At 70.6% G+C, this 22,910-nt stretch carries 16 protein-coding genes and 1 pseudogene; 4 read left to right on the forward strand and 13 right to left on the reverse strand.

The window, feature by feature from the left end:
* Positions 1–66: 66 nt before the first annotated feature.
* The gene (locus DMB66_RS03755; RefSeq protein WP_125802567.1) at positions 67–468 is read left to right on the forward strand and encodes a hypothetical protein; all 402 of its coding nucleotides are present in this window, start codon (positions 67–69) and stop codon (positions 466–468) included.
* Here DMB66_RS03755 and DMB66_RS03760 read toward each other — a convergent pair.
* The 4 genes from DMB66_RS03760 to DMB66_RS03775 form a co-directional block, all read right to left on the reverse strand.
* Positions 405–4,586 carry an NB-ARC domain-containing protein gene (locus tag DMB66_RS03760; RefSeq protein ID WP_125802568.1) on the reverse strand — a complete coding sequence of 1,394 codons (4,182 nt, stop codon included), beginning with the start codon at positions 4,584–4,586 and terminating at the stop codon, positions 405–407. The two genes, DMB66_RS03755 and DMB66_RS03760, sit on opposite strands and share 64 nt — an antisense overlap.
* A 207-nt stretch (positions 4,587–4,793) precedes the next feature.
* Positions 4,794–5,558 (reverse strand): dihydrodipicolinate synthase family protein, encoded by a 765-nt coding sequence (locus tag DMB66_RS03765; protein WP_158647135.1) that lies wholly within the window; start codon positions 5,556–5,558, stop codon positions 4,794–4,796.
* A 74-nt stretch (positions 5,559–5,632) separates the two neighbouring features.
* Entirely contained in the window at positions 5,633–6,430 is a 798-nt protein-coding gene (locus DMB66_RS03770) for an SAM-dependent methyltransferase (protein WP_125802570.1), read from the reverse strand.
* A 50-nt stretch (positions 6,431–6,480) separates the two neighbouring features.
* Complete coding sequence (locus tag DMB66_RS03775) at positions 6,481–7,380, reverse strand: helix-turn-helix domain-containing protein (RefSeq protein WP_370318329.1); 900 nt, start codon at positions 7,378–7,380, stop codon at positions 6,481–6,483.
* Between the two features lie 161 nt (positions 7,381–7,541).
* Between DMB66_RS03775 and DMB66_RS03780 the strand changes: the two genes are divergently transcribed.
* Positions 7,542–8,453, forward strand: a complete 912-nt coding sequence (locus tag DMB66_RS03780; protein ID WP_125802571.1) for a CPBP family intramembrane glutamic endopeptidase — start codon at positions 7,542–7,544, stop codon at positions 8,451–8,453.
* Between the two features lie 74 nt (positions 8,454–8,527).
* Here the strand turns inward: DMB66_RS03780 and DMB66_RS03785 are convergent, their stop codons facing one another.
* From DMB66_RS03785 to DMB66_RS03795, 3 genes are all read right to left on the reverse strand, one after another.
* Entirely contained in the window at positions 8,528–9,619 is a 1,092-nt protein-coding gene (locus DMB66_RS03785) for an IS630 family transposase (protein WP_125802572.1), read from the reverse strand.
* Positions 9,620–9,864: 245 nt separating this feature from the next.
* Entirely contained in the window at positions 9,865–10,707 is an 843-nt protein-coding gene (locus DMB66_RS03790) for an alpha/beta fold hydrolase (RefSeq protein ID WP_125802573.1), read from the reverse strand.
* A 158-nt stretch (positions 10,708–10,865) separates the two neighbouring features.
* Positions 10,866–11,480 carry a TetR/AcrR family transcriptional regulator gene (locus DMB66_RS03795; protein ID WP_125802574.1) on the reverse strand — a complete coding sequence of 205 codons (615 nt, stop codon included), beginning with the start codon at positions 11,478–11,480 and terminating at the stop codon, positions 10,866–10,868.
* Between the two features lie 49 nt (positions 11,481–11,529).
* On the opposite strand from DMB66_RS03795, the gene DMB66_RS03800 reads away from it, so the two are divergent.
* On the forward strand, positions 11,530–12,522 hold the full coding sequence (locus DMB66_RS03800) for a DUF2867 domain-containing protein (protein WP_125802575.1): 993 nt from the start codon (positions 11,530–11,532) through the stop codon (positions 12,520–12,522).
* 92 nt (positions 12,523–12,614) lie between these two features.
* The gene (locus DMB66_RS03805; RefSeq protein WP_125802576.1) at positions 12,615–13,166 is read left to right on the forward strand and encodes a TetR/AcrR family transcriptional regulator; all 552 of its coding nucleotides are present in this window, start codon (positions 12,615–12,617) and stop codon (positions 13,164–13,166) included.
* Positions 13,167–13,249: 83 nt separating this feature from the next.
* Here DMB66_RS03805 and yicI read toward each other — a convergent pair.
* The 6 genes and pseudogenes from yicI to DMB66_RS03835 form a co-directional block, all read right to left on the reverse strand.
* Positions 13,250–15,506, reverse strand: a pseudogene (gene yicI, locus DMB66_RS03810) (alpha-xylosidase).
* Between the two features lie 12 nt (positions 15,507–15,518).
* Positions 15,519–16,403, reverse strand: coding sequence for a carbohydrate ABC transporter permease (locus DMB66_RS03815; RefSeq protein WP_199751889.1), 885 nt, complete (start codon positions 16,401–16,403; stop codon positions 15,519–15,521).
* 4 nt (positions 16,404–16,407) lie between these two features.
* Positions 16,408–17,313: a carbohydrate ABC transporter permease gene (locus DMB66_RS03820; protein WP_125802577.1), complete on the reverse strand. Its 906-nt coding sequence runs from the start codon at positions 17,311–17,313 to the stop codon at positions 16,408–16,410.
* The gene (locus DMB66_RS03825; RefSeq protein ID WP_125802578.1) at positions 17,310–18,620 is read right to left on the reverse strand and encodes an extracellular solute-binding protein; all 1,311 of its coding nucleotides are present in this window, start codon (positions 18,618–18,620) and stop codon (positions 17,310–17,312) included. Before DMB66_RS03825 ends, DMB66_RS03820 begins: the two co-directional genes overlap by 4 nt.
* A gap of 134 nt (positions 18,621–18,754) precedes the next feature.
* Positions 18,755–19,759: a LacI family DNA-binding transcriptional regulator gene (locus DMB66_RS03830; protein WP_125802579.1), complete on the reverse strand. Its 1,005-nt coding sequence runs from the start codon at positions 19,757–19,759 to the stop codon at positions 18,755–18,757.
* 61 nt (positions 19,760–19,820) lie between these two features.
* Complete coding sequence (locus tag DMB66_RS03835; RefSeq protein WP_125802580.1) at positions 19,821–22,757, reverse strand: glycoside hydrolase family 3 protein; 2,937 nt, start codon at positions 22,755–22,757, stop codon at positions 19,821–19,823.
* Positions 22,758–22,910: the final 153 nt, after the last annotated feature.

Below are 22,910 nucleotides of genomic sequence, written 5' to 3' on the forward strand. Positions count from 1 at the left end.
GACAGGTCTGCCATGGACGCGGAGTTGTGAAAGGGTTGCCCGGTGAACAGTCGAGCCCTGTCAATCATGGAACTGCCCGACTCCGGTGACGCCCGCGGCAGCAGTCACAGCGTCCCGGCGGAGGTGTTCGCGGAGGGCTTCGGGCTGGCCGACATGCACATCGCCGCCATCGAGCCCGGTGCCGTACGTGGTAACCACTTCCACCTCGCGCGCCGTGAGATCCTGGTGGTCATCGCCGCCGATCGCTGGTCGTTGCACTGGGACGACGGCGCCGGGACACCGGCTCAGCGGCGCAGCTTCGCCGGGCCCGGCGTGGTTCTCATCCGGGTCCCGATCGGCGCGTCACACGCCATCCGTAACGATGGTGCGGTCGCGATGCGGATGGTCGGCCTGACCGACGGTCCCTACGACCCTGACCAGCCCGACGTCTTTCCGCGGCCGGTCGTGGCGGTGGCGGCGACGCCTTGATCGCGGGCCTGGCGCTCCAGGTCGGCAAGCATCGGATAGCGCCTGCCGTAGCCGAGTGATCGGACCCGCCGGGCCGCCTCGGCAAGAGCCCTCGCGGCTCTCGCGGCGGCCTCGTTCCGCTGCTCGGGGGTCAGGGACGGCCAGACCGCGAGATGGCAGGCTGCCCGCTGCAGATGAACGTCGGCGGCGAGCAGGTGCATCCCGCCCCGGGTCGTTTCGATGATCGCCTCGTCGAGATCCTCGAGGGCCTTCGCGTAGTCCTCGGGAGCCTGCCTGACCCGCAGCAGATGGGCCCGTTCGAGGAGTCCCCGCACGATGTAGTCGGTGTAGCCGACCCCCCGGAGCTCGACGATCACGGCATCCATCCGGGCGACGACCTCGGCCAACCGCGATCGGTCCAGCGCACCTCGTTCGGCCTGGGCGCGGTGGGCGGCGGCCAGGACGAGTGGGCGGATGGCACGGGAGAGCGGAGTGGAGTTGCCGCCGTTCAGACCCCATCCGGGATCCTTCGCGTCGGTCAGCAGGCCCGCGGCCCCGCCGGTTTCGATCACGTAGTAGCCGTAGCGGTAGAGCGTCTGGGAATATCCGAACGGCGGGTTCGCGCCCAGTTTCAGGGAGATCGCCTCCGCCTCGGCGAACAGCTCCCCCGCGCGGCCGAGGTCGCCGACCATGAAGTCCACCTCGGCGAGGCACGACCGGCTGTACATCTTGAAGTACGGGTCCTCGCAGCGGCTGGCGAAGTCGATGGCCAGCTCGGCGCTCGCCCGAGCGGTGTCCGGGGAGTCCGGGCCCGGGGTCTGCAGGTGCCCGGCGATCACCAGCAGCTCGCAGTAGAGCGAGGCGGTGTAGGACGCGTCCGCCATCTCCGCCGGTTGGTCGGCCGACGGATCGACGGCGTGGAACACCGCGCCACAGCTCGCCCGTGCGTCGTTGAGCTGGCCGATCTGCCGCAGCCGCAGACCCGCGTTGGTCAACACCATGAGCCGGGCCTGCCGGGACAGCGGGATGTCCCGCAGCTCCGTCCACTGATGCGGGTGGAAGTAGTTGGACAACGCGACGATCTCCGAGCCGGTCATGCCCAGCGTCCGGGTGGAGTAGCTGGCGCGCGGGTCGCGCCAGATCCGGGGCTGCAGCACCGTGTCGAACACCTCTTGATGCTGATCGATCGCGCAGCCGTGATTGACCGCCTCATAGAGCAGGCTCATGCCCTCGGCGCTGGACGGCAGCTGCGGGGCGCGCCGCTGGAAGTACGTGTAGAGCGCACGGTGGCCGGCTGTCCACAGCTCCGGCGCCGTGGACCTGAGCCGGTCACGAAAATGCTCGCGAACCAGCGGATGCGTGTCCAACGTCCCGGGCAGCCCTTCGGTCTCGCTGCCCAGCAGGCCCATGTGCCGCAGGCTGGCGACGCAATCCACCCACGTGGCGCCGCCGAGGTCGTCCAGCCCCGGCACCGACCGGCCGAGCTCGGTCTCGGTCAGGACCGCCTCGATCGCGGCGTACGGCGCCGGCCGGTCGAAAAGACCGATCATCTCGAGAATCGCGAGCTCGGCCGACCGGTCGTACCGTGCCAGCCACTCCGCGTACGTCTCCATGATCCGGCGGGCGTGCCCGCCGTCCGCGACGGCGACGGTGAGGTCGCGCAGAGCGAACCGTCCGGCCAGCTGCCCGCCCTGGACGTCGCGAAGGTAACGACCGAGCAGGTTGATCGCAAGCGCGTGACCCATGACCTCACGGACCGCCTCTTCGGCGACCGTGAGGTCACGTTGCGGCCCGATCAAGGACTGCAGGAGCAGGGCACCGGCCCGGTCGCCGAGGTTGCCGAGGTCCAGTTCGGCCACCGTCGCCGGCACGGCCCGCCCGGCCGCCGCGAGGTCGGCCAGCGGGACCCGGGTGGTGATCAGGCACAGCCCGTCCCACCCCGGCTTGGCCAGATCACGCAGCAGGGCAGCCATCGACGAGTCGGTCAGGGTGCCGCCCACATCGGGTGCGGTCTCCGGATGCTGAAGGGGTTCGAGGCCGTCCAGCACCAGCAGGAACCGGTGCCGGCGGATCAGCGCGGCCAGGCGTGCCCCGCGGGCGGGCGGGCTCATGGTCGGCGGCGCGTCATCGCCCAGCTGCTGCAGGGCGGAGCTGACGAAGTCGTCGGCGGAGACCATGTTCTCCCTGGTCCCCTGGCTGTAGAACGACCAGGCGAACAGCTTGCGCGCGCCAAGATAGTCGCAGCCGCGCATCTCCCGCAGCCACTGGTTCACCAGCGCGGACTTGCCGACCCCGCCGGGGGCGACGACGGAGAGAATCTGGACGTCGTCGGAGAGCCAGGCGTCGTGCAGGGTCCGCAGCTCGTCCTCCCGGCCGAACAGCTCGGGGGCGGTCTTCGGCAATCCGCGATTGAAGATGTCCTCGGCGGAAAGCGACGGGCTCGCCATGCTCTCCGTGCCGGCGTAGCTGTCCGGACGCTGGTGCGCGTTGCCCTGCACGTCGACCGGATCGATCTCGATCGACGACTGCAGGACGCCGTACGCGAGCTGTTCCTGCGCGGCCGTGCCCCCGACGACGAGAACCGGATCGGGACGGTCTCGCTTCCGCTCCTGCCGCCGAATGGCGTCGAGTGCCTCGAGCAGCCTGTTCCAGCCGCTGCTGGGCTGGTGATCGGGCAGGTCGACGGGGATCAGCACCGGCCCGGCCGGCAGCTCGGCGAGGCCCAGCTCGGCGAGCGTCGTCGCGGCGAGTTCAAGGTTGCGCCCCGGGTCGTAGACCGCGTGCCCGGCCTTCCGGGCCCGCGACACCGCCGCGAGCAGCGCCTTGCTCCGGACCGCGCCCGCTGCGCCGACCAGCCAGAGGACGCGGAGCCCGGGGTCACCGCGCTTGCGATGGCGCCCTCCCACCCAGCCGTCGAACGCCCGCCCGAGGCCGGCGAACTCCCGCTGCAGATTCGGCAGCCGCCCCTTCCTCAGCAGGACCGCGTCGACCGGTTGGTGCGGCATCAACGGCGGCGGCGGGTCAATGCTGTCGTCGGTCGCCGTTCCGGCGGTGAACAGCTCGTCCGTCCAGATCTTCAGCCCCCGGTTGCCCAGGGCCGTCCGCCAATCCGCGACCGGCGGGCCGCCGTCCGCGCGGCCGCCCGTGATCGTGCCGGCGAGCTTCCCGAGCAGCGCGAACAGCACCTCGGCCGACGCCTTCGCGGCGAAGCGCTGGTATCGGTCGCGCTTGTCCGGGTCGGCATGATCCACGACGCCCTTGGCGACCAGCCACAGCGGAATGTCCTGCGTGCTGGCCACCGTGGCGATCGCCGCGCTCTCCATCTCCAGCCCGGTGATGCTCCGCACTCCCAGGTCACGGAGCCGCTGCCAGGTCACGCCGTCCTTGACTACCGCGGCGCCGGCGGCAACCGGGCCGATCGCCAGCCCGAAGGGCAGCCGGTCGGGCCCGTCGACATCGTCGTAGATCGCGCGGGTGATCCCCGCCCGCCCTCGCTCGGTCAACGCCCATTCGTTGTCGTGTCTGGTGATCAAGCCTGCATCGGCATAGTCGGCCAGCCGGCTCTGCCACGTTCCGCGGGGGAAATAGCGCTCGCGGCCAGGCTGGTCTCGCGGTTCCCGGCCCAGCAGCAGCGTTTGGAGATACCAGAGCCTCGCCTCGGTTTCGGTCGCCTCGGCAAAGCTCGGCAATGTCGCGGTGTCGACGGCACGGGCCGCCTGGATCGCCTGGTGATGAACCTGCAACGGCCGATAGTCCGCCAAGAATCCGTCCTTGGTCCGCTTGCCCTCGTCGTAGTCGTAGACCATCTCGGCGACGATCACGTCGCCGAGCGCCACCGCCGCCGGGTCGCCGGCGCACACTCCGCTCATGGCGAGGCAACTGGGCTTCAGCCGCTCGGCCAGCGCGGTGGCGAGCGGTCCGACTGTCCGGCCGCCCATCCGGGTCGCCAGGGCCAGCGCCACCGACAGGCTGATACCGTCCGGACTGACGTACTCGCCGAGCAGATATGGCGAAACCTTTCCGGCCTGTTCCGCTCTCCACTCGGTGACACCGGGATTCCCCGGGGCGATGGCCGATCCGGCCGACCGAGCCGCCTCGTATTCCAGCGGCAATGCCGTAATGATCAGTACGTCGACCATTTTCGCCTCCCCGGGCAGAGGCTGCCGAACCTACAGTGGCCACCGGCACCGCGGGTGGAAAATACCCTTCCGGGGACGGATCGACGGGTCGGTTCGTCCTTTCAGAGGACGCGGTCCGCGCCACGATGGACTGCCGCCGCCCGAGGCGCGACAAACGTGGCGGGATGTGCCCGGCGTCGCCCCCCATTCACCCGCCGCTCGGACGGTTCAGCCCAGCCGGCGTACCGGTGAGGTGCCGTACTGCCGGGCCATGGCCTCCTTGAGGCCGCCCGGCAGGGCCTTGCTCTCCCGCTCGGTGCGCGACACCACGTGCTGCGCGGCGGCGTCGCGGTCCCAGGCGGCAAGACATTCCCCGGGTACGAGGTTCGCCGCCGCGACGATGGCCCCGGCCGCGCCCAGCCAGCTCGCGTAGCCCAGCAGCGCGGAAGCCCCGGTGTAGACGGCGAGGTCGCCGCCGAGGCCGAGCTCGTGCCCGAACCGGGCCGGATCGCCACTGGAATCCTTGATCCCGCCCACGCCCAGGCCGGGCAGGGCCTCGACCGGCACCGGGCCGCCCGCGACGCCCGGGTAGTGGTAGGCCAGCACGGGCACCCCGGCGGCGGCGTCGACCACCCGGGCGTAGTAGCCGGTCAGCGCGCCACCCAGCCGCGGCGGCGCGACGAGCACGGCGTCCGCACCCGCGTCGATCGCCCCGGCGACGCGGGCGGCGGCCTGCTGCCACCAGTCCCCGGAGGCGCCGGCGATGACCGGCACACCCGGGCAGGCCGCGCGGACGGCGGCGATCAACGCCACCCGCTCGGCGTCGGAGAGCGCGGCGGCCTCGCCGGTGCTGCCGTTCACCACCACCGCGCGGATGCCGGCCTCGACCACCCGGGCGGCATGCTCGGCGGTGCCCTCGGCATCGACCGCGGCATCGGCGTCGAACAGGTTGACCAGGGCGACGGCGGGCCCGGTCCAGAGCGGCTCAGTCATGGTCCCAGCCTTCCCCGGGACCCGTTCCCGCGCCAGCGTGCGGCCCGGGCGCGTCGTGGGCAGCGCCGGGGGCGCTACGGCTTGCGGGCCACGGCGCCGTACCCGTCCACCGGCTCCGCGTCGCCCTCGGCGGGATCCGGCCGCCATCGCGATATCGACACCAGGCCCGGCTCCAGGATCTCCAGGCCCTCGAAGCACCGGGCGAGTTGCTCCGGGCTCCGCACGATGTAGGCCTCGCCGCCGGTCTCCTTGTAGTCGTCGGCGGCGGTGACCTGCTCCTCGCTGGTGTCAGTGCCGTCCCACAGCACGAGGTAGCTGCCGGACGGGACCGCGTTCATCACCCCGGCCACGATGGAGCGCACCTCGTCGAAATCGGCCACGTGGCCGAGGACGCCCATGAACATGACCGCGACCGGCTTGGTGAAGTTCAGGACGTTCCTGGCGTCGGCCACGATCTGATCCGGGTCGTGAAAGTCGACGTCGATGTAGTCGGTGACGCCCTCGTCGGTGGTGTTGGTGAGCAGGGCGCGGGCGTGTGCCAGCACGAGCGGGTCGTTGTCGACATACACGACGCGGGCCTCCGGGGCGGCCCGCTGGGCGACCTCGTGGGTGTTGTCCATCGTCGGCAGCCCGGTGCCGATGTCGAGGAATTGACGCACGCCCGCCTCGGTGGCCAGATGGTTGACGGCCCGGATAAGAAACTTCCGGGACTGCCTCGCCAGGTCGAAGACGCCGGGGGAGATCGCGGCAAACGCATCCCCGGCCTCGCGGTCGACGGGATAGTTGTCCTTGCCGCCCATCCAGTAATTCCAGATCCGGGCCGAATGCGGGACGGTGACGTCGATCTTCGAGCCGGGCACTGGCTCAGCCATCGGAACAAGCCTTTCCGGAGGGAAGCCTGCGGATCGTCGCAATTCTAGTGTCAGCGGCCTTGATTCGCGAGATCGGCGAGGGCCGCTTCCAAAAGCTCGACGGTACGGGCCGGCGGTTCCGCCTCGACGGCCAACTGGTCCATCATCAGGACGTAATCGTGGGTTTCCTCGCGTTTGTCGAGATACAGCGCGCTGGTGAGCAGCTCGATGTAGACCATGTCAGGCAGTTCCTGGTCGCGGAACCGCAGCACGGTGAACGGCCCGCCGGCCGCCGCATACCCGCCGGATCTGAAGGGGATCACCTGCAGGCGGACATGCGTATTCGGGGTGGCGTCGATGAGGTTCTTGAGCTGGGCCCGCATCACCTCGGAACCGCCGACCGGCCGCCGCAGCGCCGCCTCGTCCACCACGGCCCAGATCTGCGGCCCACCACCGGGGCCGGAGAAGACCCGCTGCTGACGTTCCATCCGAAGCCGAACCCGGTGCTCGATCTCCGCCGGCGAGGCCCGCTGGTGGCCGAGGAGCACCACCGCTCGGGCGTAGTCCTCCGTCTGCAGCAGACCGGGAACGAACTTGACCTCGTACGTGCGGATCACCGAGGCTGACGCCTCCAAACCCAGGTAGGGCTGGAACCAGGCGGGCAGTATGTCTCCGTACCTGTGCCACCAACCCGGAGAATTCGCCCGGCGCACCAGGGCGAGCACCGGGGCGCGCTCGGCCTCGTCGACCACGCCGTACAACGTGAGCAGGTCCGCGACATCCCGCTCCTTGAAACCGACCCGGCCCAGCTCCACTCGGCTGATCTTCGATTCGGAGGCCCGGATCTCGTATCCGGCGGTCTCCCGGCTGATGCCCCGCGACTCCCGGAGCTGACGCAACTGCCCACCCAGCATGATGCGCAGCACGGTCGGGCTCCCGGCCGAAGCGTCATCTGGCGGAGCGGTCGTCACGTGTTCGACCTCCGATGCGGCAAGAGCATCCTGAACAGCTGTCGTACCGCACCGCCAGGGATAGTACAAGCGAGCTTGTATTCGGGAGATCAAGTCTTCGCGGCCGCCATGATCGCAGTCGCGGGACAGCGCCCGGACCCGGCAATCGCCATGATTGCCCGATGGGGACGACAAGATTGACTGCCGACGTCCGGGTGTTCCTGGGGATCGTGTTCGGGCTGCCGTGGGCGCTATGGGTGTTCGAGCAGGTCACCGGTGTGCGCATACTCTTCTTCGCGGCGATGCTGTCGGTCGCGGTCGCGACCTGGGTGGCGGCCCGCTATGTGTGGCGGCCGGCGAACATCGCCGAGGCGACCGCGCTGGTTCCGGTCCGCCCGATCCGGCGGACGGCCGGGTATTGCCTGCTCGCCTTCGTGCTGTTCATCGCGATGTCGGCGCTGGCCGTCGCGCTCAATGCGGTGACCGGGCTCTATCCGGCCGACCTGGACGGATTCTCCGCGCTGCGCGACGGCTACGCCCCGGAGACCGCCGGTCAGGCCGGTGTCCCGTGGGCGCTGATCGGGCAGGCTCTCGCCGCCAACCTGGTGCAGTTCGCGTTGATCCTGCCGCTGGCGTTCTGCGAGGAATGGGGCTGGCGCGGCTACCTGCTGAACCGGCTGCGCGAGCGAATGGGCACGTGGCCGGCGCTGGTCCTGATCGGCGTGATCTGCGGAGTGTGGCATCTGCCGTTCTATGTCGGCCCGTGGTTCTCCATCAGCGGGGACGCGCTGCGGTCCCTGCTGCCGTTCACGATCTTCTGTGTGTTCTTCGGAATGGTGCTGGGGTGGCTGCGGCTGGCCGCCGGGTCGATCTGGCCGGCGGTGGTGGGGCACGCGGTCAACAACACCGTCGTCTTCGGGTTCGTGCAGGTGGTGGTCGCGGACAAGGCGGCCGAACCGAGGATCGACGGCTGGCTGACCGGGCTCAGCGGCTGGCAGGGCTGGCTGATCATGCTCATTCCGGTCGCGGTGCTCGCCGTCCGCGGTCGAGCGTCCAGGAAGGTCGCCGCCGCGGGGAACCGCCACTCGACGTGAGGTGTACCGCGAGCATGGGAATCTGAGTGACGGGGATACCCCGGCTGCCCTAGTGTCGCGTGATTCTGGTTGTGTTACTTGGCGTTGTTGTCGACGAGTTGTCTGACGCTGGTCTGCACCCAGCGGACCTTGGCCAGGATCTCGTCGGCGGTGGCGGTCCAGACGAACGGTTCCGGATCGGTGTTCCAGTGCTCGATGTAGGCGCGGATGCGGTGGATCAGGGCGTTGACCGAGGTGAACGTGCCCCGGCGGATGGCTTGCTTGGTGATGATCCCGAACCAGGTTTCGATCTGGTTGATCCACGACGATCCGACCGGGGTGAAGTGGAAGGTGACGTTCGGGTTCGCGGCCAGCCAGGCTCTGACCTCGGGGGTGTCGTGGGTGGATAGGTTGTCCAGCACGACGTGGATCTCTTTACCGGCATGCGGTTTCACGGCGCGTTTGACGAAGGCCAGGAACTCCACCGCGGTACGGCGGGGATGGCAGTCGGCGAAGACCTCACCGGTGCCGGTGTTCAACGCCGCGAACAGATTCGTGGTGCCGTGCCGCTTGTAGTCATGCGTGCGCTTCTCCGACAGGCCGAAGTCCAGCGGCAGCAACGGCTGGGTCCGATCCAACGCCTGGATCTGGGTCTTCTCGTCGATCGACAACACCACCGCCCCGCCCGGCGGGTCCAGATACAAACCGATGACGTCGGCGACCTTCTCCGCGAACGCCGGATCCTTCGAGAGTTTGAACGTGCCCTGCCGCGACGGCTGCAACCCGTTGTCCCGCCACAGATTCGCCACGTAATGCCAGGACACCGACACCCCCTCGACCCGCTTCACATACGCGGCCATCTCCCTGCTCGACCAGTGCGACAACCCCGTATCGACCGGCGGCGACATCCGGGACAACGCCAGAATCCGACCCCGGACCCAACCCGGCACCTGCTCGCGGGGCGCGGCATGGGAGCCGTCCTCCAAACCGGCCAGGCCTTCAGCGGCGTACCGATCCACCCACCGGTCCACCGTCGGCAACGACACCCCGGCCAACACGGCCACGTCCTTACGCCGGCGCCCCTCGGCCATCCACAACACGATCCGCGCCCGGGTCGCGACCACCGCCGGCACATCCCGGCTGTTCAGCACCGCCCGCAACTCCGCAGCCCGCTCCTCGTCCAGCATCACACCAGGATCAACGAACCAGTCACATAACGCAACCAGCATCACGAGACACTAGCTTCATGCGACTGGCTCCGCCGGTCCTGGCCCTGCCCGCCCGATGATCCCTTCAACGGTGGCATCGCCCTGCGCAATCCGCATGCCGAGGACGTCGCCGTCGATGCGACGACGAACTCCGTTCGCCAAGTCGCCCAGGCGGTCAGGGCAGCAGTCCACTGGTGACCTTCCCCCGAGAGGGACTGCGGCGGTCAGGATGTGTGACGCAGCAGGGCGTCCACGACGGCCGTCCACGTCACGCGCGGTATGCCCTGGCCGATGCCGGGCAGTGTGAGCAGCGTGGCGCCCGGGATCTCCTCGGCCAGCGCCACCCCGTTGCCGTACGGGAAGAACGGATCCTCGTCCCCGTGGACCACCAGGGTCGGCGCGGTGATCTCGCCGAGCCGCTCGCGCCACCGCGGCCGGCAGTCGATGGCCGCGAACATGCTGCCGAGGTGGCTCGCCCGCTGCGCCTTCGTCGTGCGTCCCGTTCGGTCGAAGACCGACCCGGCGGCCGCCCGGACATCCCGCTCGTCGAATCCCCGCGACCCGGACATCAACCGCGCGGAACCGGTCAGGTGGTCGATCACGCTGTTCCGATCGGTCCAGTCCGGCTCGGGACGCCCGAACAGCTGCCCCATCAGCTCCGGCGCGTGGTCGGGCAGGTCGGGATCGGCCGGGCCGGGCGCGACCGGACGGGTGGAGACCAGCGTCAGCGACGCGACCTGGTCGGGGTGATCGAGCGCGAGCAGCTGCGCGATGAAACCCCCGACGCCCAGCCCGGCCACGTGTGTACGCCCCAGACCGAGGGCCACCAACAACTCGGACGCGTCGGTCACCAGGTCGCGCAGGTCGTAGCCGGGCGCGTCCGGGTCGGCGAACGTCGACCGGCCGGCGTCACGCAGGTCATAACGCACCACATACCGCCCGGCCAGCGCGGCGCACAGCTCATCAGCCCAGCTCAGCGTGGTGACGCCGACCAGCAGCACCGGCGGGTCCGCCGGGCTCCCGAAGGTTTCCACGCACAACTCGACACCGTTGACTTCAATTCGCATTTCCCGCTCCTCCGAGTCGTCAGGTAGGACCGACCGGCGCCCGGAAACTCATCGCGGACGAACACCCGGCCTCGTCGAGCCGACCGCGGGCCAGCCGGCAGCGGCGGCGTCGAGCCGGCGAAGCTCCGCTTGGGTGGCGGCGAGGTAGGGCGCGGTGGTCAGCCGTCGGCGGCGGTGAGCAGCCGGATGACCCGGTCGACGTAGCCGCGGCGGTCCGCCTCGGCGGCGGGCAGGGTGCCGGGCGCGACGTGCGCGAGCTGCGCATAGCCCAGGTACGCGGTGACCGCCAGCAGCCCACGCCGCCGGGCTTCCGCGGCCGGCCAGCCGAGCGCGGCGAACAGCCCCGCGGTGTATGCCACCCGGCGCTCGGTGACCCGGGCGAGCACCGGGGCGACGTGCGGGTGGTCGGCCGTGGCCAGCATCGCCAGCTCGATGGAGCCGTCCTCCTGCAGCACCGTGGATTCCAGGACGAGGCCGATGAGCAGCCGGAGCCGGGCCAGCGGGTCGGGTTCGGCGTCGACGTGGCCGATGACGGCATCGGTGTGCTCGCGTTCCCACCGCAGCACGGCCGCCTCGATCAGGGCGTCGCGGTTGGCGAAATGCCAGTAGAAGCTGCCCTTGGTGGCGCCCAGCCCGGCCGCGAGGGGCTCGACCGCGACCGCCGCGAGGCCGCCGCGGGCCATCGCGTCCAGGGCCGCCGAGGTCCAGTCGTCGGCCGTCAGCCGGGGCGCCGTCCGCTTGCCGGTGCCGCGCCGGACACGTCGCTCGCTCATCACTGTACGGTAGCGTATGGAAAACATACGGGAGCGTACGGAGGCGACGATGACTGCCACGGTGCACAATGTCCACGAACGAGCGTTGCCGGTTCCGGCGGCGGAGGTGGGCCGGCTGGTGGACCGGATCGGCGCCGCCGACGACCCGCTCTGGCCCTCGCCCGCCTGGGTGCCGGTGCGGTTCGACCGGCCGCTCGCCGTGGGCGCCGACGGCGGGCACGGCCCGGTCCGCTACCACGTCACCGGGTGGGAGCCGGGCCGGCGGGTCGAGCTGACCTTCCACCCGGGCACCGGCCTGATCGGCACCCACACCCTGGAGGTCGAGGAGCGCGGCCCGCGCGCCTGCGTGCTGCGGCACCGGTTGAGCGCCCGGCCGGTCGGCAGCATGCGACTGCTCTGGCCCGCCCTGGTGCGGGTCTGCCACGACACCGTCATCGAACACCTGCTGGACAACGCCGAACGTGCCACGACCGGCACCGTCACGCATCCCGTCCGGTATCCGTGGCGGGCCCGGCTCGCCGTCAGCATGGAGAGCGCCCGGGTACGCGCCGTGCCGGTCCCCACCGCCGCGGCCCTGCTGCCCGGCTCCGTCCTCCGGCCCGAGCTGGCCGACGCCTTCGCGCTGCGGGTGCCACCCGGCACCACCACCGACCCGCAGGACTGGGCGGACGCGATCTTCCGCAATCCGCCCCGGGTCGTGGTCGCGCTGCTGCGCCTGCGGAACCGGCTGGTCCCCGCGCTCGGCATCGAGCGCGGCGACGCCTCGGCCTTCGACACCATCACCCGTACGGATTGTGAGGTGCTGCTCGGCACCGACGCCGGCCACCTGAACTTCCGAGCCGGCGTCCTGGTCGAGCCGGACCCCGACGGCACGACGATCACCGTGGCCACCCTGGCGGCGACCCGCTCCCGGGCCGGCCGCGCCTATCTCGCCGTCGTACGCCTGGTGCACCCGCTGGTGGTCAGGGTGATGCTGCGGCACGCCGGCCGGACCACCGTCGCCCCGTGGCGGTCCACCAGCCCGGCCCGAGTCCGCGGCTAGCGCGCGGCCGGCGGTCGACATGCGGGCACCGCGGCTTCCCGGTACGATGCGGAGGGGCGCCCCGTTTCACGAACCGCCCGGGATGGTGAGGCATGCGACCCAGACGCGCGGACGCCCGGCGCAACTACGACCAACTGGTCGCCGCCGCCTCGGCGGCGTTCGCGCGCGACGGCGCCGGGGCGTCGCTGGAGGAGATCGCCCGGCAGGCGGGCGTCGGCTCAGCCACGCTGCACCGGCACTTCCCGTCCCGGCAGGCGCTGCTCTCCGCGGTCTTCCACGACCGGGTCGAGGCGCTGTGCCGGCAGGCACACCAGCTCGCCGCGGGCGCGGAGCCCGGCCCCGCCCTGACGATCTGGCTGCGCGCGGTCGGTGCCTCCGTCGCCTCGACCCGCGGCCTGGCCTCGTCGCTGCTGCCGAGCGCCGACAACGCCTGCCACCGGACGGTCGAGGAGGCCGGTGCGGAGCTGGTGACGCGGGCCCAATCGGCGGGCGCGGTGCGCCCCGAGGTGTCGATCACCGACCTGCTGACCCTGGTGGTCGCCATCTCGATGACCGTCGAGCACGGCCCGGGCGACACCGGCAGCGAGGCCGAGCGGCTGCTCAGCCTCGCCATCGACGGCATCCGCCCACTACGGCAGCCATAGGCCCGCAGGAAGCCCACCACGGCAGCCACAAGCCCACAGGAAGCCGAAGCCCACCACGGCAGCCACAAGCCCGCGGAAGCCCGCTACCCCAGCCGAAGCTCGCAGGTCGCCTCGTCCGCGGCCACCTCGACCACCGTGTCACCGGACCGCACCCGCCACGGCGCGGCCTCGCCGGTCCGTACGACCCGGGCGGTCTCCCCCTGCCTGGTGACCTCGAACGTCGTCGCCGGCGCGCCCAGGGGCCCGGGTACGGTCGTCGTGCGCGTGCCCTCGGCCAGCTCGTACAGGCTCAGCGTGATGCCGTCGCGGTAGTCGTAGTCCGGCCGGTCTGTCCGGGCGCCGAGCGCCAGCACCGAGTCCGGGCGCACCAGCAGCGGCACGCTGGCGAAGCCGTGCGTCTCGTGCACCCAGCCCGGGCCCTCGACGATCTCCCCGGTCAGGAACTTGGTCCAGCGGCCGGCCGGCACGTAGTAGGACGTGTCACCCGCCGCGCTGAACACCGGCGCCACCAGCAGGTTGTCGCCGAGCAGGTACTGCCGGTCCAGGTGGGTCACGGCCGGATCCCGCGGAAAACCGAAGATCATCGGCCGCATCACCGGCAGGCCCTCGCGGTGCGCCCGGCCGGCCGCGGCGAACAGGTACGGCATCAGCGTGTGCTTGAGCCGGGTGAACGAGCGCAGCACGTCCACCGCCTCCTCGTCGAAGAGCCACGGCACCCGGTACGTCTGGTTGCCGTGCAGCCGGCTGTGCGAGGAGAGCAGCCCGAACGGGATCCAGCGCTTGAACACCGCCGGGTCCGGCAGTCCCTCGAAGCCGCCGATGTCGTGGCTCCAGAAGCCGAACCCGGACGCCGCCAGCGACAGCCCGCCGCGCAGGCTCTCCGCCATCGACTCGTACGTGGCGGAGTTGTCGCCGCCCCAGTGGACCGGGAACTGCTGGCCGCCCACGGTCGCCGAGCGCGCGAAGACCACGGCGTCGCCCTCGCCCCCGGTGCTCGCGCAGCACGTCGAAGACCACCCGGTTGTAGAGCTGGGTGTAGTAGTTGTGCATCCGCTCCGGGTCCGAGCCGTCGTGCCAGACCACGTCGAGCGGGATGCGCTCGCCGAAGTCGGACTTGAACGCGTCCACGCCCATCTCCAGCAGGGCGCGCAACTTTCCCGCGTACCAGGAACGGGCCGCAGGGTTGGTGAAGTCGACCAGCGCCATGCCGGCCTGCCAGCGGTCCCATTGCCACACGTCGCCGCCGGGCCGGCGGACCAGGTAGCCGGCCGCCATCCCCTCGGCGAACAGCGGCGAGCGCTGCGCGATGTACGGGTTGATCCAGACGCAGGTGCGCAGCCCCCGGTCGGAGAGCCGCTTGAGCATGCCCGGCGGGTCGGGGAAGATCCGCGCGTCCCACTCGAAGTCGCACCAGCTGAACTCGCGCATCCAGAACGTGTCGAAGTGGAAGACGCTCAGCGGCAGGTCCCGCTCGGCCATTCCGTCCACGAAACCGGTGACCGTCTCCTCGTCGTACGAGGTGGTGAACGAGGTGGTCAGCCACAGCCCGAAGGACCACGCGGGCGGCAGCGCCGGGCGGCCGGTCAGCGCCGTGTACTTGCGCAGGATGTCGGCCGGGGTGGGCCCGTAGATGACCAGATAGGACAGTGACTGCCCGCCGACGCTGAACTGGGTCCGCCCGACCAGCTCGGAGCCGACCTCGAAGGAGACCTTGCCCGGGTGGTCGACCAGCACGCCGTAGCCGCGGTTGGTGAGATAGAACGGCACGTTCTTGTACGCCTGCTCGCTGCTGGTACCGCCGTCCTCGTTCCAGATCTCGACGGTCTGGCCGTTCTTGACCAGCGGGCCGAACCGCTCGCCGAGCCCGTAGACGGCCTCGCCGACCCCGAGGTCAAGCTGCTCGTGCACGTAGTGCTCGCCCTCGGCGGTGTCGACGACCCCCATGCCCTTCCAGCCACTGCCGGTCAGCCGCTCGCCGCCGGCCAGGAAGTCCAGCCGCCAGGTGTCGCCGTCGGCGAACCGCGCGGTGAGCGCACCCGAGGTCAGCTCGCTGCCGTGCACCAGCGGGCGGAAGTCCGGGTCGGTGGCGATCTCGAAGTCGGGCTTGCGGGGCTGGTAGCCGGCGAAGTGGCTGATCGACACCCGGACGACGTCGGCCAGCGGGGCGGAGACCGAGACGGTGATGATCGGCGCGTCCAGGGTGTCCCCGCGCCCCTGCACCCGTTTGGCGGTGGCGAAGGCGGTCAGCGTGCGCGCGTCCGCCGCAGTGTCCTGCAGCTGCACCGGATGCAGCACGGTCAGGCCGTCACGCTTGCGCCAGTAGCCGTCGGTGAACTTCATACACCAAATCCTTTACTTGATGGCACCGGCGGTGATGCCGCGGGTCAGGGTGCGCTGGAAGATCAGGAAGAAGAGCATCGCGGGCAGGATGCCGATCAGGGCCGAGGCGCTGGTGGTGGTGGCGTCCATCTGCTTGTCACCCTGCAGCACGCCGAGCGCGACCGGGACGGTCTGGTTGTCGTTCGAGATCAGGAAGACCAGCGGCAGGAAGAACTCGTTCCACGTCCAGATGAAGAAGAACGTGAACAGCACCGCCAGCGTCGGCCGGCTGACCGGCACGACCACCCGCCACAGCGTGCGGAAGCGGCCCGCCCCGTCGACCGCGGCGGCGTCCAGCAACTCGGTCGGGAACTCGGCATAGACCGAAGAGAGCAGGTACGTGCCGAACGCGCTCTGGATCACCGTGAAGATGATGATGATCGAGAACAGGCTGTCGTACAGGTGCAGGCTCTTGGACAGGTAGTAGAGCGGGTAGACCAGCACCTCCTGCGGCAGCAGGTTGGCCACCAGGAAGAAGACCAGGAACCAGATCCGGCCGCGGACCCGGCCGATGCCCAGGGCGTACGCGTTGAAGACCGAGAGAATGACCGCGAGTACGGCCACGACGGCGCTGGTGATGAAGCTGTTGAACAGCTTGCGGCTGAAGTCGACGCGCTGCCAGAAGTCGACGATGCCCGACCAGTGCAGCGACTCGGGGATCGACAGCGGCCCGTTGCCGGCGTAGTCGGCCGGGCTCTTCACCGCGTTGAGCGCGACGACCAGCAGCGGCGCCACGACCAGCAAGAGCAGGACGAGCAGCACGGCCAGGACGATGAAGCGGGCCGGATACCGGCGCCGGTTGGTGCCCGGCGCGGCGGTCACCTCCCGCTGGTCCGGTGCGGTGGCCAGAGCGGTCACGATGTCACGCTCCCTTGCGCTGGTCACGGGTCTGCAGGCGCAGGAACACGAACGCCAGCACGACGATGAGCACGGTGAGTACGGTCGAGATCGCCGAGCCGTAGCCGACCTGGGCCTTCTGGAAGAAGTTCTGGTACGCGAAGTACGACGGCACCAGGGTCGCGTTGCTCGGCCCGCCCCGGGTCAGCACGAAGATCTGCCCGAAGATCTTCAGCGCGGCGATGGTGGTGGTCACCAGCACCACGTAGAACTCGGGCCGGATCAGGTACACCGTGATGTGCCGGAAGCGCTGCCACCAGCCGGCCCCGTCGAGGTCGGCGGCCTCGTACAGCTCGGGGTCGATGCGCTGCAGGCCGGACATGAACATGACCACCGGGTAGCCGAGCTGGAACCAGATCATCACGGCCATGACGCTGTAGAGCGCGTACTTCGGGTCGCCGAGCCAGTTGCGGCTCAGCGAGGAGAGCCCGACGGTCTCCAGGATCCGGTTCAGCGCCCCGTAACTCGGGTGCAGGATCCAGCCCCAGACGATGCCGGTCACCGCGACCGGCAGCACCTGCGGCAGGTAGAACCCGGAGCGGAACACGCTGGCCCAGCGCGGCCCGTACACCTTGGCGATGTAGTCGAACAGCACCGCGGCGAGCAGCAGGCCGAGCAGGGTCGGTAGCACGGCCATCGCGACGATCAGCAGCAGGATGTGTCCGAACGAGGCCCAGAAGTTCGCGTCCTGGAACAGCCGGGTGTAGTTGTCGAAGCCGATCCACTCCGGGCTGCCGATGCCCGACCAGCGGGTGAAGCTGACCCCGACGGTCATCACCAGCGGCACCACGATCACCGCGAGGGAGGCCAGCACCCCCGGGATCAGGTACAGCCCGTATCCGGCGCCGTGCCGGCCTCCCTGCCGGCTCATTTGCCGAGGTCGGCGAGGTTGTCCTGGTACGGCTTGGCGACCTCGTCGAGCATCTGCTGCGGGGTCTTCGAGCCGTTGATCAGCCCCTGCACGCCGCCGACCAGCACGTCGTAGTAGCCGGGAGCGGGCCAGTCCGGGTAGAAGGCCAGGCCGTCGCTCGAGGAGATCTTGGCGAAGTTGTCGATGAGCTCCTTGTTCTTCGCGTCGGTGATCTGCGCCGAGTCCGCCGCCACCGGGACACCGCCGTTGTTGCCGAGCAGGCCCTGCACCTCCGGCTGCATGGTGATGTCGATGAAGTCGTACGCCAGGCTCTTGGCCTTGCTCTTGGTCGGCACCACCCAGAGGTTGCCGCTGGAGCCCGGGTGCAGCGTGTTGCCGGGGAACAGGAACGTGCCCCACTGGAAGTTCTTGATGTCCGAGGCGAAGCGGCCGTACCACCAGCTGCCGGAGATCATGATCGGGAACTTGCCCTGGGTGAACGCGGTGCCCATGTCCTCGGCCTTGATACCGGCGGAGTTCTTGGCGATGAAGCCCTTCTTGACCCAGTCGGCGAACGTCTGCGCGCCGTACGTGAACTCCGGGCCCTGGAAGTTGACCTTGTTCTTGTAGAGCTGGAAGTCGTCGACGAAGGCCCGGTTCGCCTTGGAGAGCGCCAGCTCGTAGAAGATCTGCTGGGCCGGATATTCGGCGCCGCCGACCGACAGCGGCGTGACGCCGGCCTTGACGAAGGTGTCCATCGCCGTCTCGAACTCGGCCAGCGTGGTGGGCACGGCGACCTTGTGCTTCGCGAACAGGTCCTTGTTGTAGTAGACCATCACGTATTCGCCGTAGTTCGGCACGCCGAAGGTCTTGCCGCTGCCCATGATGCCGTCGTCGTCGTACTTGGTGGTGGTCTGCAGGCTCGGGCTCAGTTTCTTGTCCCAGCCCCGCTTGCCGGACTCCTCGGTGAGGTCGGTGAGCAGGCCCTGCTTGGAGAGCAGGCCGGCGGTGGCGTTGCCCTTGTTGTATTCGAGGATGTCCGGGGCGCTGTCGGAGTTGAGGATCATGCCGGCGTTCTGCTGGATCTGCTCGAAGCCCTTCGCCTCGAACTTGACCTCGACGCCGGGGTGGCTCGCCTTGAACAGCTCGATCGCCTTGGCCCAGGCGACGCCCATGGCGCTGGTCGGGCCCTCGTAGTGCCAGAGGGTCAAGGTCTTGGCGTCGGCGCCCTCGTCGCCGGAGCCGGAGTCGTCGCTGCAAGCGGTGAGGCCGAGGGACGCCGCCAACAGCAGCGCGCCCGCGGCGAGGCTCATTCGGGATCTGACCATGCCGTCCTCCCAGGGGAAACCGTGTTCGTCGAAGCGCTTCGACGAACGGCCGTCGAAGCGCTTCGACGATGGGGCTGGGGCAGACGCTAGGGAACGGCTCACCTAGATGTCAACAGCGTGACGGGGAGATTTCCTCAGCCAGCGGAAGAGCAGCTGTCCCGTTCGACGATCGTCGGGGCCAGCAGCCGGGTCTGCGGCGTGCGGCGGCCGTCGAGCAGGGCCATCGCCGTCTCCACCGCCAGCGTCCCCACGTCGTGCGCCGGGATGTCGGCCGAGGTCAACCGCACCGGCAGGCCCACCGCGACGTCGCGCGGGCACACCGCGACGATGGAGAGATCCGCCGGGATCCGGCGGCCGCTGGTGCGCAACGCCTCCAGCAGCGGCAACAACGCCTCCTCGTTGTGCACCACCAGCGCCGAGACGTCCGGCAGCTCGGCGTCGATCTCGGCGAGGCACTCGCGCACCCCCGCCGCGCCGGGCCCGCACGGGTGCGCCACGGTCCGCAGGCCCAGCTCCGCGGCGGTGTCGATGAAGCCGGTCAGGAAGCGCGACGCGTAGGTGGTGCCGCGCTCGTACACCGCGGGTGACGGCCCGATCAGCGCGATCCGGCGATGCCCGTGGCCGGCCAGATGCCGCAGGCACTCGGCCGCGGTGGCCGCGAAATCCAGGTCGACGCAGGCGATGCCGGCCGCGTCGTCCGGCAGGCCGATCAGCACCGACGGCTGCTTGAGCCGGCCCAGCGCCGGGATGCGCACGTCGTCGCGCTCGACGTCCATCACGATCAGCGCGTCGACCATGGTGGCGCCGGCCACCCGTTCCAGGCCGGCCGTGCCCTCGTCCTTGGTCAGCAGCAGCACGTCGTGGTTGTAGGTGCGGGCCGCGGTCACCACCGCCGTGACGAACTGCATGATGACCGGCACGCTGACGTCGACCCGCAGCGGCACCACCAGCGCCAGCACGCTGGTGCGGCTGCTGGCCAGGGCGCGGGCGCCGGCGTGCGGGTGGTAGCCCAGCTCGGCGATCGCGGCCTTGACCCGGGCCTGGGTCTCCGCGGAGATGGGCCGGCGCCCGCTGAGCACGTACGAGACCGTGCTCATCGAGACGCCCGCCGCCCGGGCGACGTCGCTGATCGTCGGCATCGCCCCTCCCCCGGTTGCCGTTCGCCGCTGCTGGCCTGCCGATCCTACTGACCGCCGGCGGTCACCCGGCCCGGAAGGTGGCCAGCCGTACCCCGGCCCCGAGGACGAGGTACACGTCGTGCCGCCCGCCGGCCCGGTCCAGCCGCGCGGTGGCGGTGGCGTAGGTGTACCGGTCGCCGGTGCTCGCCACCGTGGCCGTACCGAGCAACCGGCCGGTCGGCGAGCCGAGCCGGACCTCCACGGTGCCCGCGCCCGCGGTCGCCTTCGCGACCCGGGCGGTGAAGGCGGTGCCGAGGCGCGCGTCCCGGAACGCGATCCAGCCGCCGCTCACGGCGGTGCCGCGCGCCTTGCTCTCATCCACCAGCAGTGCCCCCCGGTACGCGTCGAAGCTCTCAGCCCGCGTCGTCCGGGTGAGATCCCGGGCCGGGATGCTCTCGCCCCGCACCGGCAGCGAGGTGCGCTGCCGGATGTCCGCCGACGACGCGCCGACGAGCAGGTCGTGCACGGAGGTCTCAAGCACCCAGCGCTCCCGGGTGACGTCCCAGTGGACCAGGTCGGCGAGGGCGAACCGCAGCGTGACGGTCTTGGTGGCACCGGGCGCGATGGTCACCCGCTGGAACGCGCGGAGCGCCTTGACGGGCATCTTGTCGCGCGAGGTGCGCTGGTGGCTGTAGAGCTGCACGACCTCGTCGCCGGCGCGGGTGCCGGTGTTGGTCACGTCGACGCGCACGGTCACCTCGCCGCCGGCGGTCCGGGTGCGCGGCGGCGAGTAGCGGAACCTCGCGTACGAGAGCCCGTGGCCGAAGGCGTACAAGGGCTTCTGCCTGCTGTACAGATAGGTCTGCTCCGACGAGATGATGTCGTAGTCCAGCAGGTCGGCGGGGAGCTGGTCGTCCGAGCGGGGCCAGGTCTGCGGCACCCGGCCCGCCGGGTTGACGTCGCCGAAGAGCACGTCGGCGACGGCGTGCCCGGTCTCGGCGCCGGCATGGGTGGTCCAGAGGATCGCCGGTACGTGCTCCTGCTCCCAGGTGATCGAGTCCGGGTAGCTGGTCTGCAGCACCACGGTCGTCCGTGGATTCGCCTTCAGCACCGCCTCGACGAGCGCGTGCTGGCTCTCGCTCAGCGCGGTCGTGGTCCGGTCGTGCGCCTCCCGCCCGTTGATGAACGGGTTGCTGCCCACCACGACCACCGCGGCGTCGGCGCCCTTGGCGGCGGCGACGGCCTGCGCCACCCCGCTGCTGATCACCTCGCGGGTGAAGTGCGCCGCCCCCGCGGCGGTGGCGGCACCGAGGCCGAGCCTGCCGTCCGCGCCGACCGTGACGTAGGTGTTCGCGCCGAACCAGCTCTCCTTGGTCTCGTAGCCGGCGTAGTGCAGGACGTAGCTGCCGTCGGCCTGGCGTTCGAGCTTGAACTGCTGCTGCACGAACCAGCCGTTGGGCTGGTCGTCGCGGGTCAGCAGCGGCCCCCAGTTGTAGCCGAGGAACTTGCCGTTGGCGACGTTGCGCAGGGTGGCGACGCCCTGTCCCCAGTCGACCAGGTCGAACTGGGCGGCGGTGCCCGCGGTGGCGCCGGTCGCGGTGACAGCGTCGGCGTCGGTGGTGCCGGTCGAGGTCACGTACCGGCCGGTGGCGGCGTCCCGCAGCGCGATCCGGTCGGCGCCGTCGCTGGTGGTCACGCTCGCGGCGCGCTCCCGCACGCCGTCGAGCGTGCTGACCTCGTACGGCAGCTTGCCGCCGTACCAGTCGGTGTAGAGGGTGTCGGCCAGCGGGCCGACCACGGCGACCGTGCCGCCCGGCCGGAGCGGCAGCGCGTCGCGGTTGTTCTTCAGCAGGACGGCCGCCTTGCCGGCGGTCTCCCGGGCCAGCCGGCGATGGGCCGGGCTGTCGATGACGCTCGGGCCGATCGACGCGTAGGGGCCGCCGCCGGGATCGAACTCGCCGAGCCGGAACCGGATGCTCAGGGCGTGCCCGGCCGCCGCGTCCACATCGGCCTCGGTCAGCAGGCCCTGCGCGAGCGCGGCCTTGACCGCGGTCACCGTGGGCGTGCCGTTGCCGTCGTCCACGGTGAAGCTGTCCAGCCCGGCCTTGAGCACCGCGGCGTTCGCCTCGGGCTGGGTCGCGAAGTATCCCTGCGACCGGGTCAGGTTGTACGGGGCGCCGGCGTCGCTGACGTTGAACAGCGGCCGGTCGGCCCAGCCGCGGACCAGGCCCGCCAGATCGGGATCCACCGTGGTCGGACGGCCGTTGAGAAGGTTGTAGGACGCCATGACGCCGGTCGCCGCGCCGGCCCGGAGCGGGATCCGGAACACCGGGCGCTCGTACTCGTTGAGCACCCGTTGCGGCACGTTCGAGGAGGTGACGTCGCGCCCGGCCTCATTGTTGTAGGCCGCGTAGTGCTTGAGCGTGGGCGCGGTCTTCAGGTGGGCGGGATCGTCACCCTGCAGCCCGCGCCCGTACGCGGTGGCGATCGCGCCGGTCAGCAGCGGGTCCTCGGAGTAGCCCTCCTCGTTGCGGCCCCAGCGCGGGTCGCGCAGCGGGTTCACCACCGGCGCCCACAGGTTGAGCCCGAACACCCGCGGGTTCGCCGCGTGGTAGCCGCGGGCCTCGTCGCCCACCACCGCGCCGACCCGGCGCAGCAGGGCCGGGTCCCAGGTGCTGGCGAGGCCGACGGCCTGCGGGAAGGCGGTGCCCCGCGCGGTCACCACGGCGCCGCCGGCGTCGATGTCGTTGGACCAGGCCACCCCGTGCAGCGCCTCGGTGCCGGCCTTGAACAGCGCGATGCCCAGCCGCGGAATGGCCGGCTGGTACTGGTGCAGCAGCGAGATCTTCTCGTCCAGGGTGAGCCGGCCGATCAGGTCGCCGACCCGGGCGTCGAGGGCGAGGCCCGGATCCCGGAAGGGATAGGACGGCTCGGCGGCGGCCGCACCGGGAACCGCCGGCAGCGTGAGCAACGCGATCGCGACCACGGCGAGGACGCGCCTATGGGGCCTGTTTCGCATATTTCCCTCCTGTTTCCCTCTCCTGTTTCCCTCGCCAGGGCGGAGCCGTTCCGGGGTAATCGAAGCGCTTCGACGATGAGCCCCGGTCAACGGCCGGGAATGACGGGAATGAATACCGACCGTAGCCGCCGGGCGATGCCGGGGCAACCATCG

Source organism: Actinoplanes sp. ATCC 53533 (assembly GCF_003947245.1).

What these genes read in the sequence shown, in the direction of transcription:
- DMB66_RS03755 (WP_125802567.1), top strand. Translation starts at nt 67, where the DNA reads ATGGAACTGCCCGACTCCGGTGACGCCCGCGGCAGCAGTCACAGCGTC.
- DMB66_RS03760 (WP_125802568.1), bottom strand. Translation starts at nt 4,586, where the DNA reads ATGGTCGACGTACTGATCATTACGGCATTGCCGCTGGAATACGAGGCG.
- DMB66_RS03765 (WP_158647135.1), bottom strand. Translation starts at nt 5,558, where the DNA reads ATGACTGAGCCGCTCTGGACCGGGCCCGCCGTCGCCCTGGTCAACCTG.
- DMB66_RS03770 (WP_125802570.1), bottom strand. Translation starts at nt 6,430, where the DNA reads ATGGCTGAGCCAGTGCCCGGCTCGAAGATCGACGTCACCGTCCCGCAT.
- DMB66_RS03780 (WP_125802571.1), top strand. Translation starts at nt 7,542, where the DNA reads ATGGGGACGACAAGATTGACTGCCGACGTCCGGGTGTTCCTGGGGATC.
- DMB66_RS03785 (WP_125802572.1), bottom strand. Translation starts at nt 9,619, where the DNA reads ATGCTGGACGAGGAGCGGGCTGCGGAGTTGCGGGCGGTGCTGAACAGC.
- DMB66_RS03790 (WP_125802573.1), bottom strand. Translation starts at nt 10,707, where the DNA reads ATGCGAATTGAAGTCAACGGTGTCGAGTTGTGCGTGGAAACCTTCGGG.
- DMB66_RS03795 (WP_125802574.1), bottom strand. Translation starts at nt 11,480, where the DNA reads ATGAGCGAGCGACGTGTCCGGCGCGGCACCGGCAAGCGGACGGCGCCC.
- DMB66_RS03800 (WP_125802575.1), top strand. Translation starts at nt 11,530, where the DNA reads ATGACTGCCACGGTGCACAATGTCCACGAACGAGCGTTGCCGGTTCCG.
- DMB66_RS03805 (WP_125802576.1), top strand. Translation starts at nt 12,615, where the DNA reads ATGCGACCCAGACGCGCGGACGCCCGGCGCAACTACGACCAACTGGTC.
- DMB66_RS03820 (WP_125802577.1), bottom strand. Translation starts at nt 17,313, where the DNA reads ATGAGCCGGCAGGGAGGCCGGCACGGCGCCGGATACGGGCTGTACCTG.
- DMB66_RS03825 (WP_125802578.1), bottom strand. Translation starts at nt 18,620, where the DNA reads ATGGTCAGATCCCGAATGAGCCTCGCCGCGGGCGCGCTGCTGTTGGCG.
- DMB66_RS03830 (WP_125802579.1), bottom strand. Translation starts at nt 19,759, where the DNA reads ATGCCGACGATCAGCGACGTCGCCCGGGCGGCGGGCGTCTCGATGAGC.
- DMB66_RS03835 (WP_125802580.1), bottom strand. Translation starts at nt 22,757, where the DNA reads ATGCGAAACAGGCCCCATAGGCGCGTCCTCGCCGTGGTCGCGATCGCG.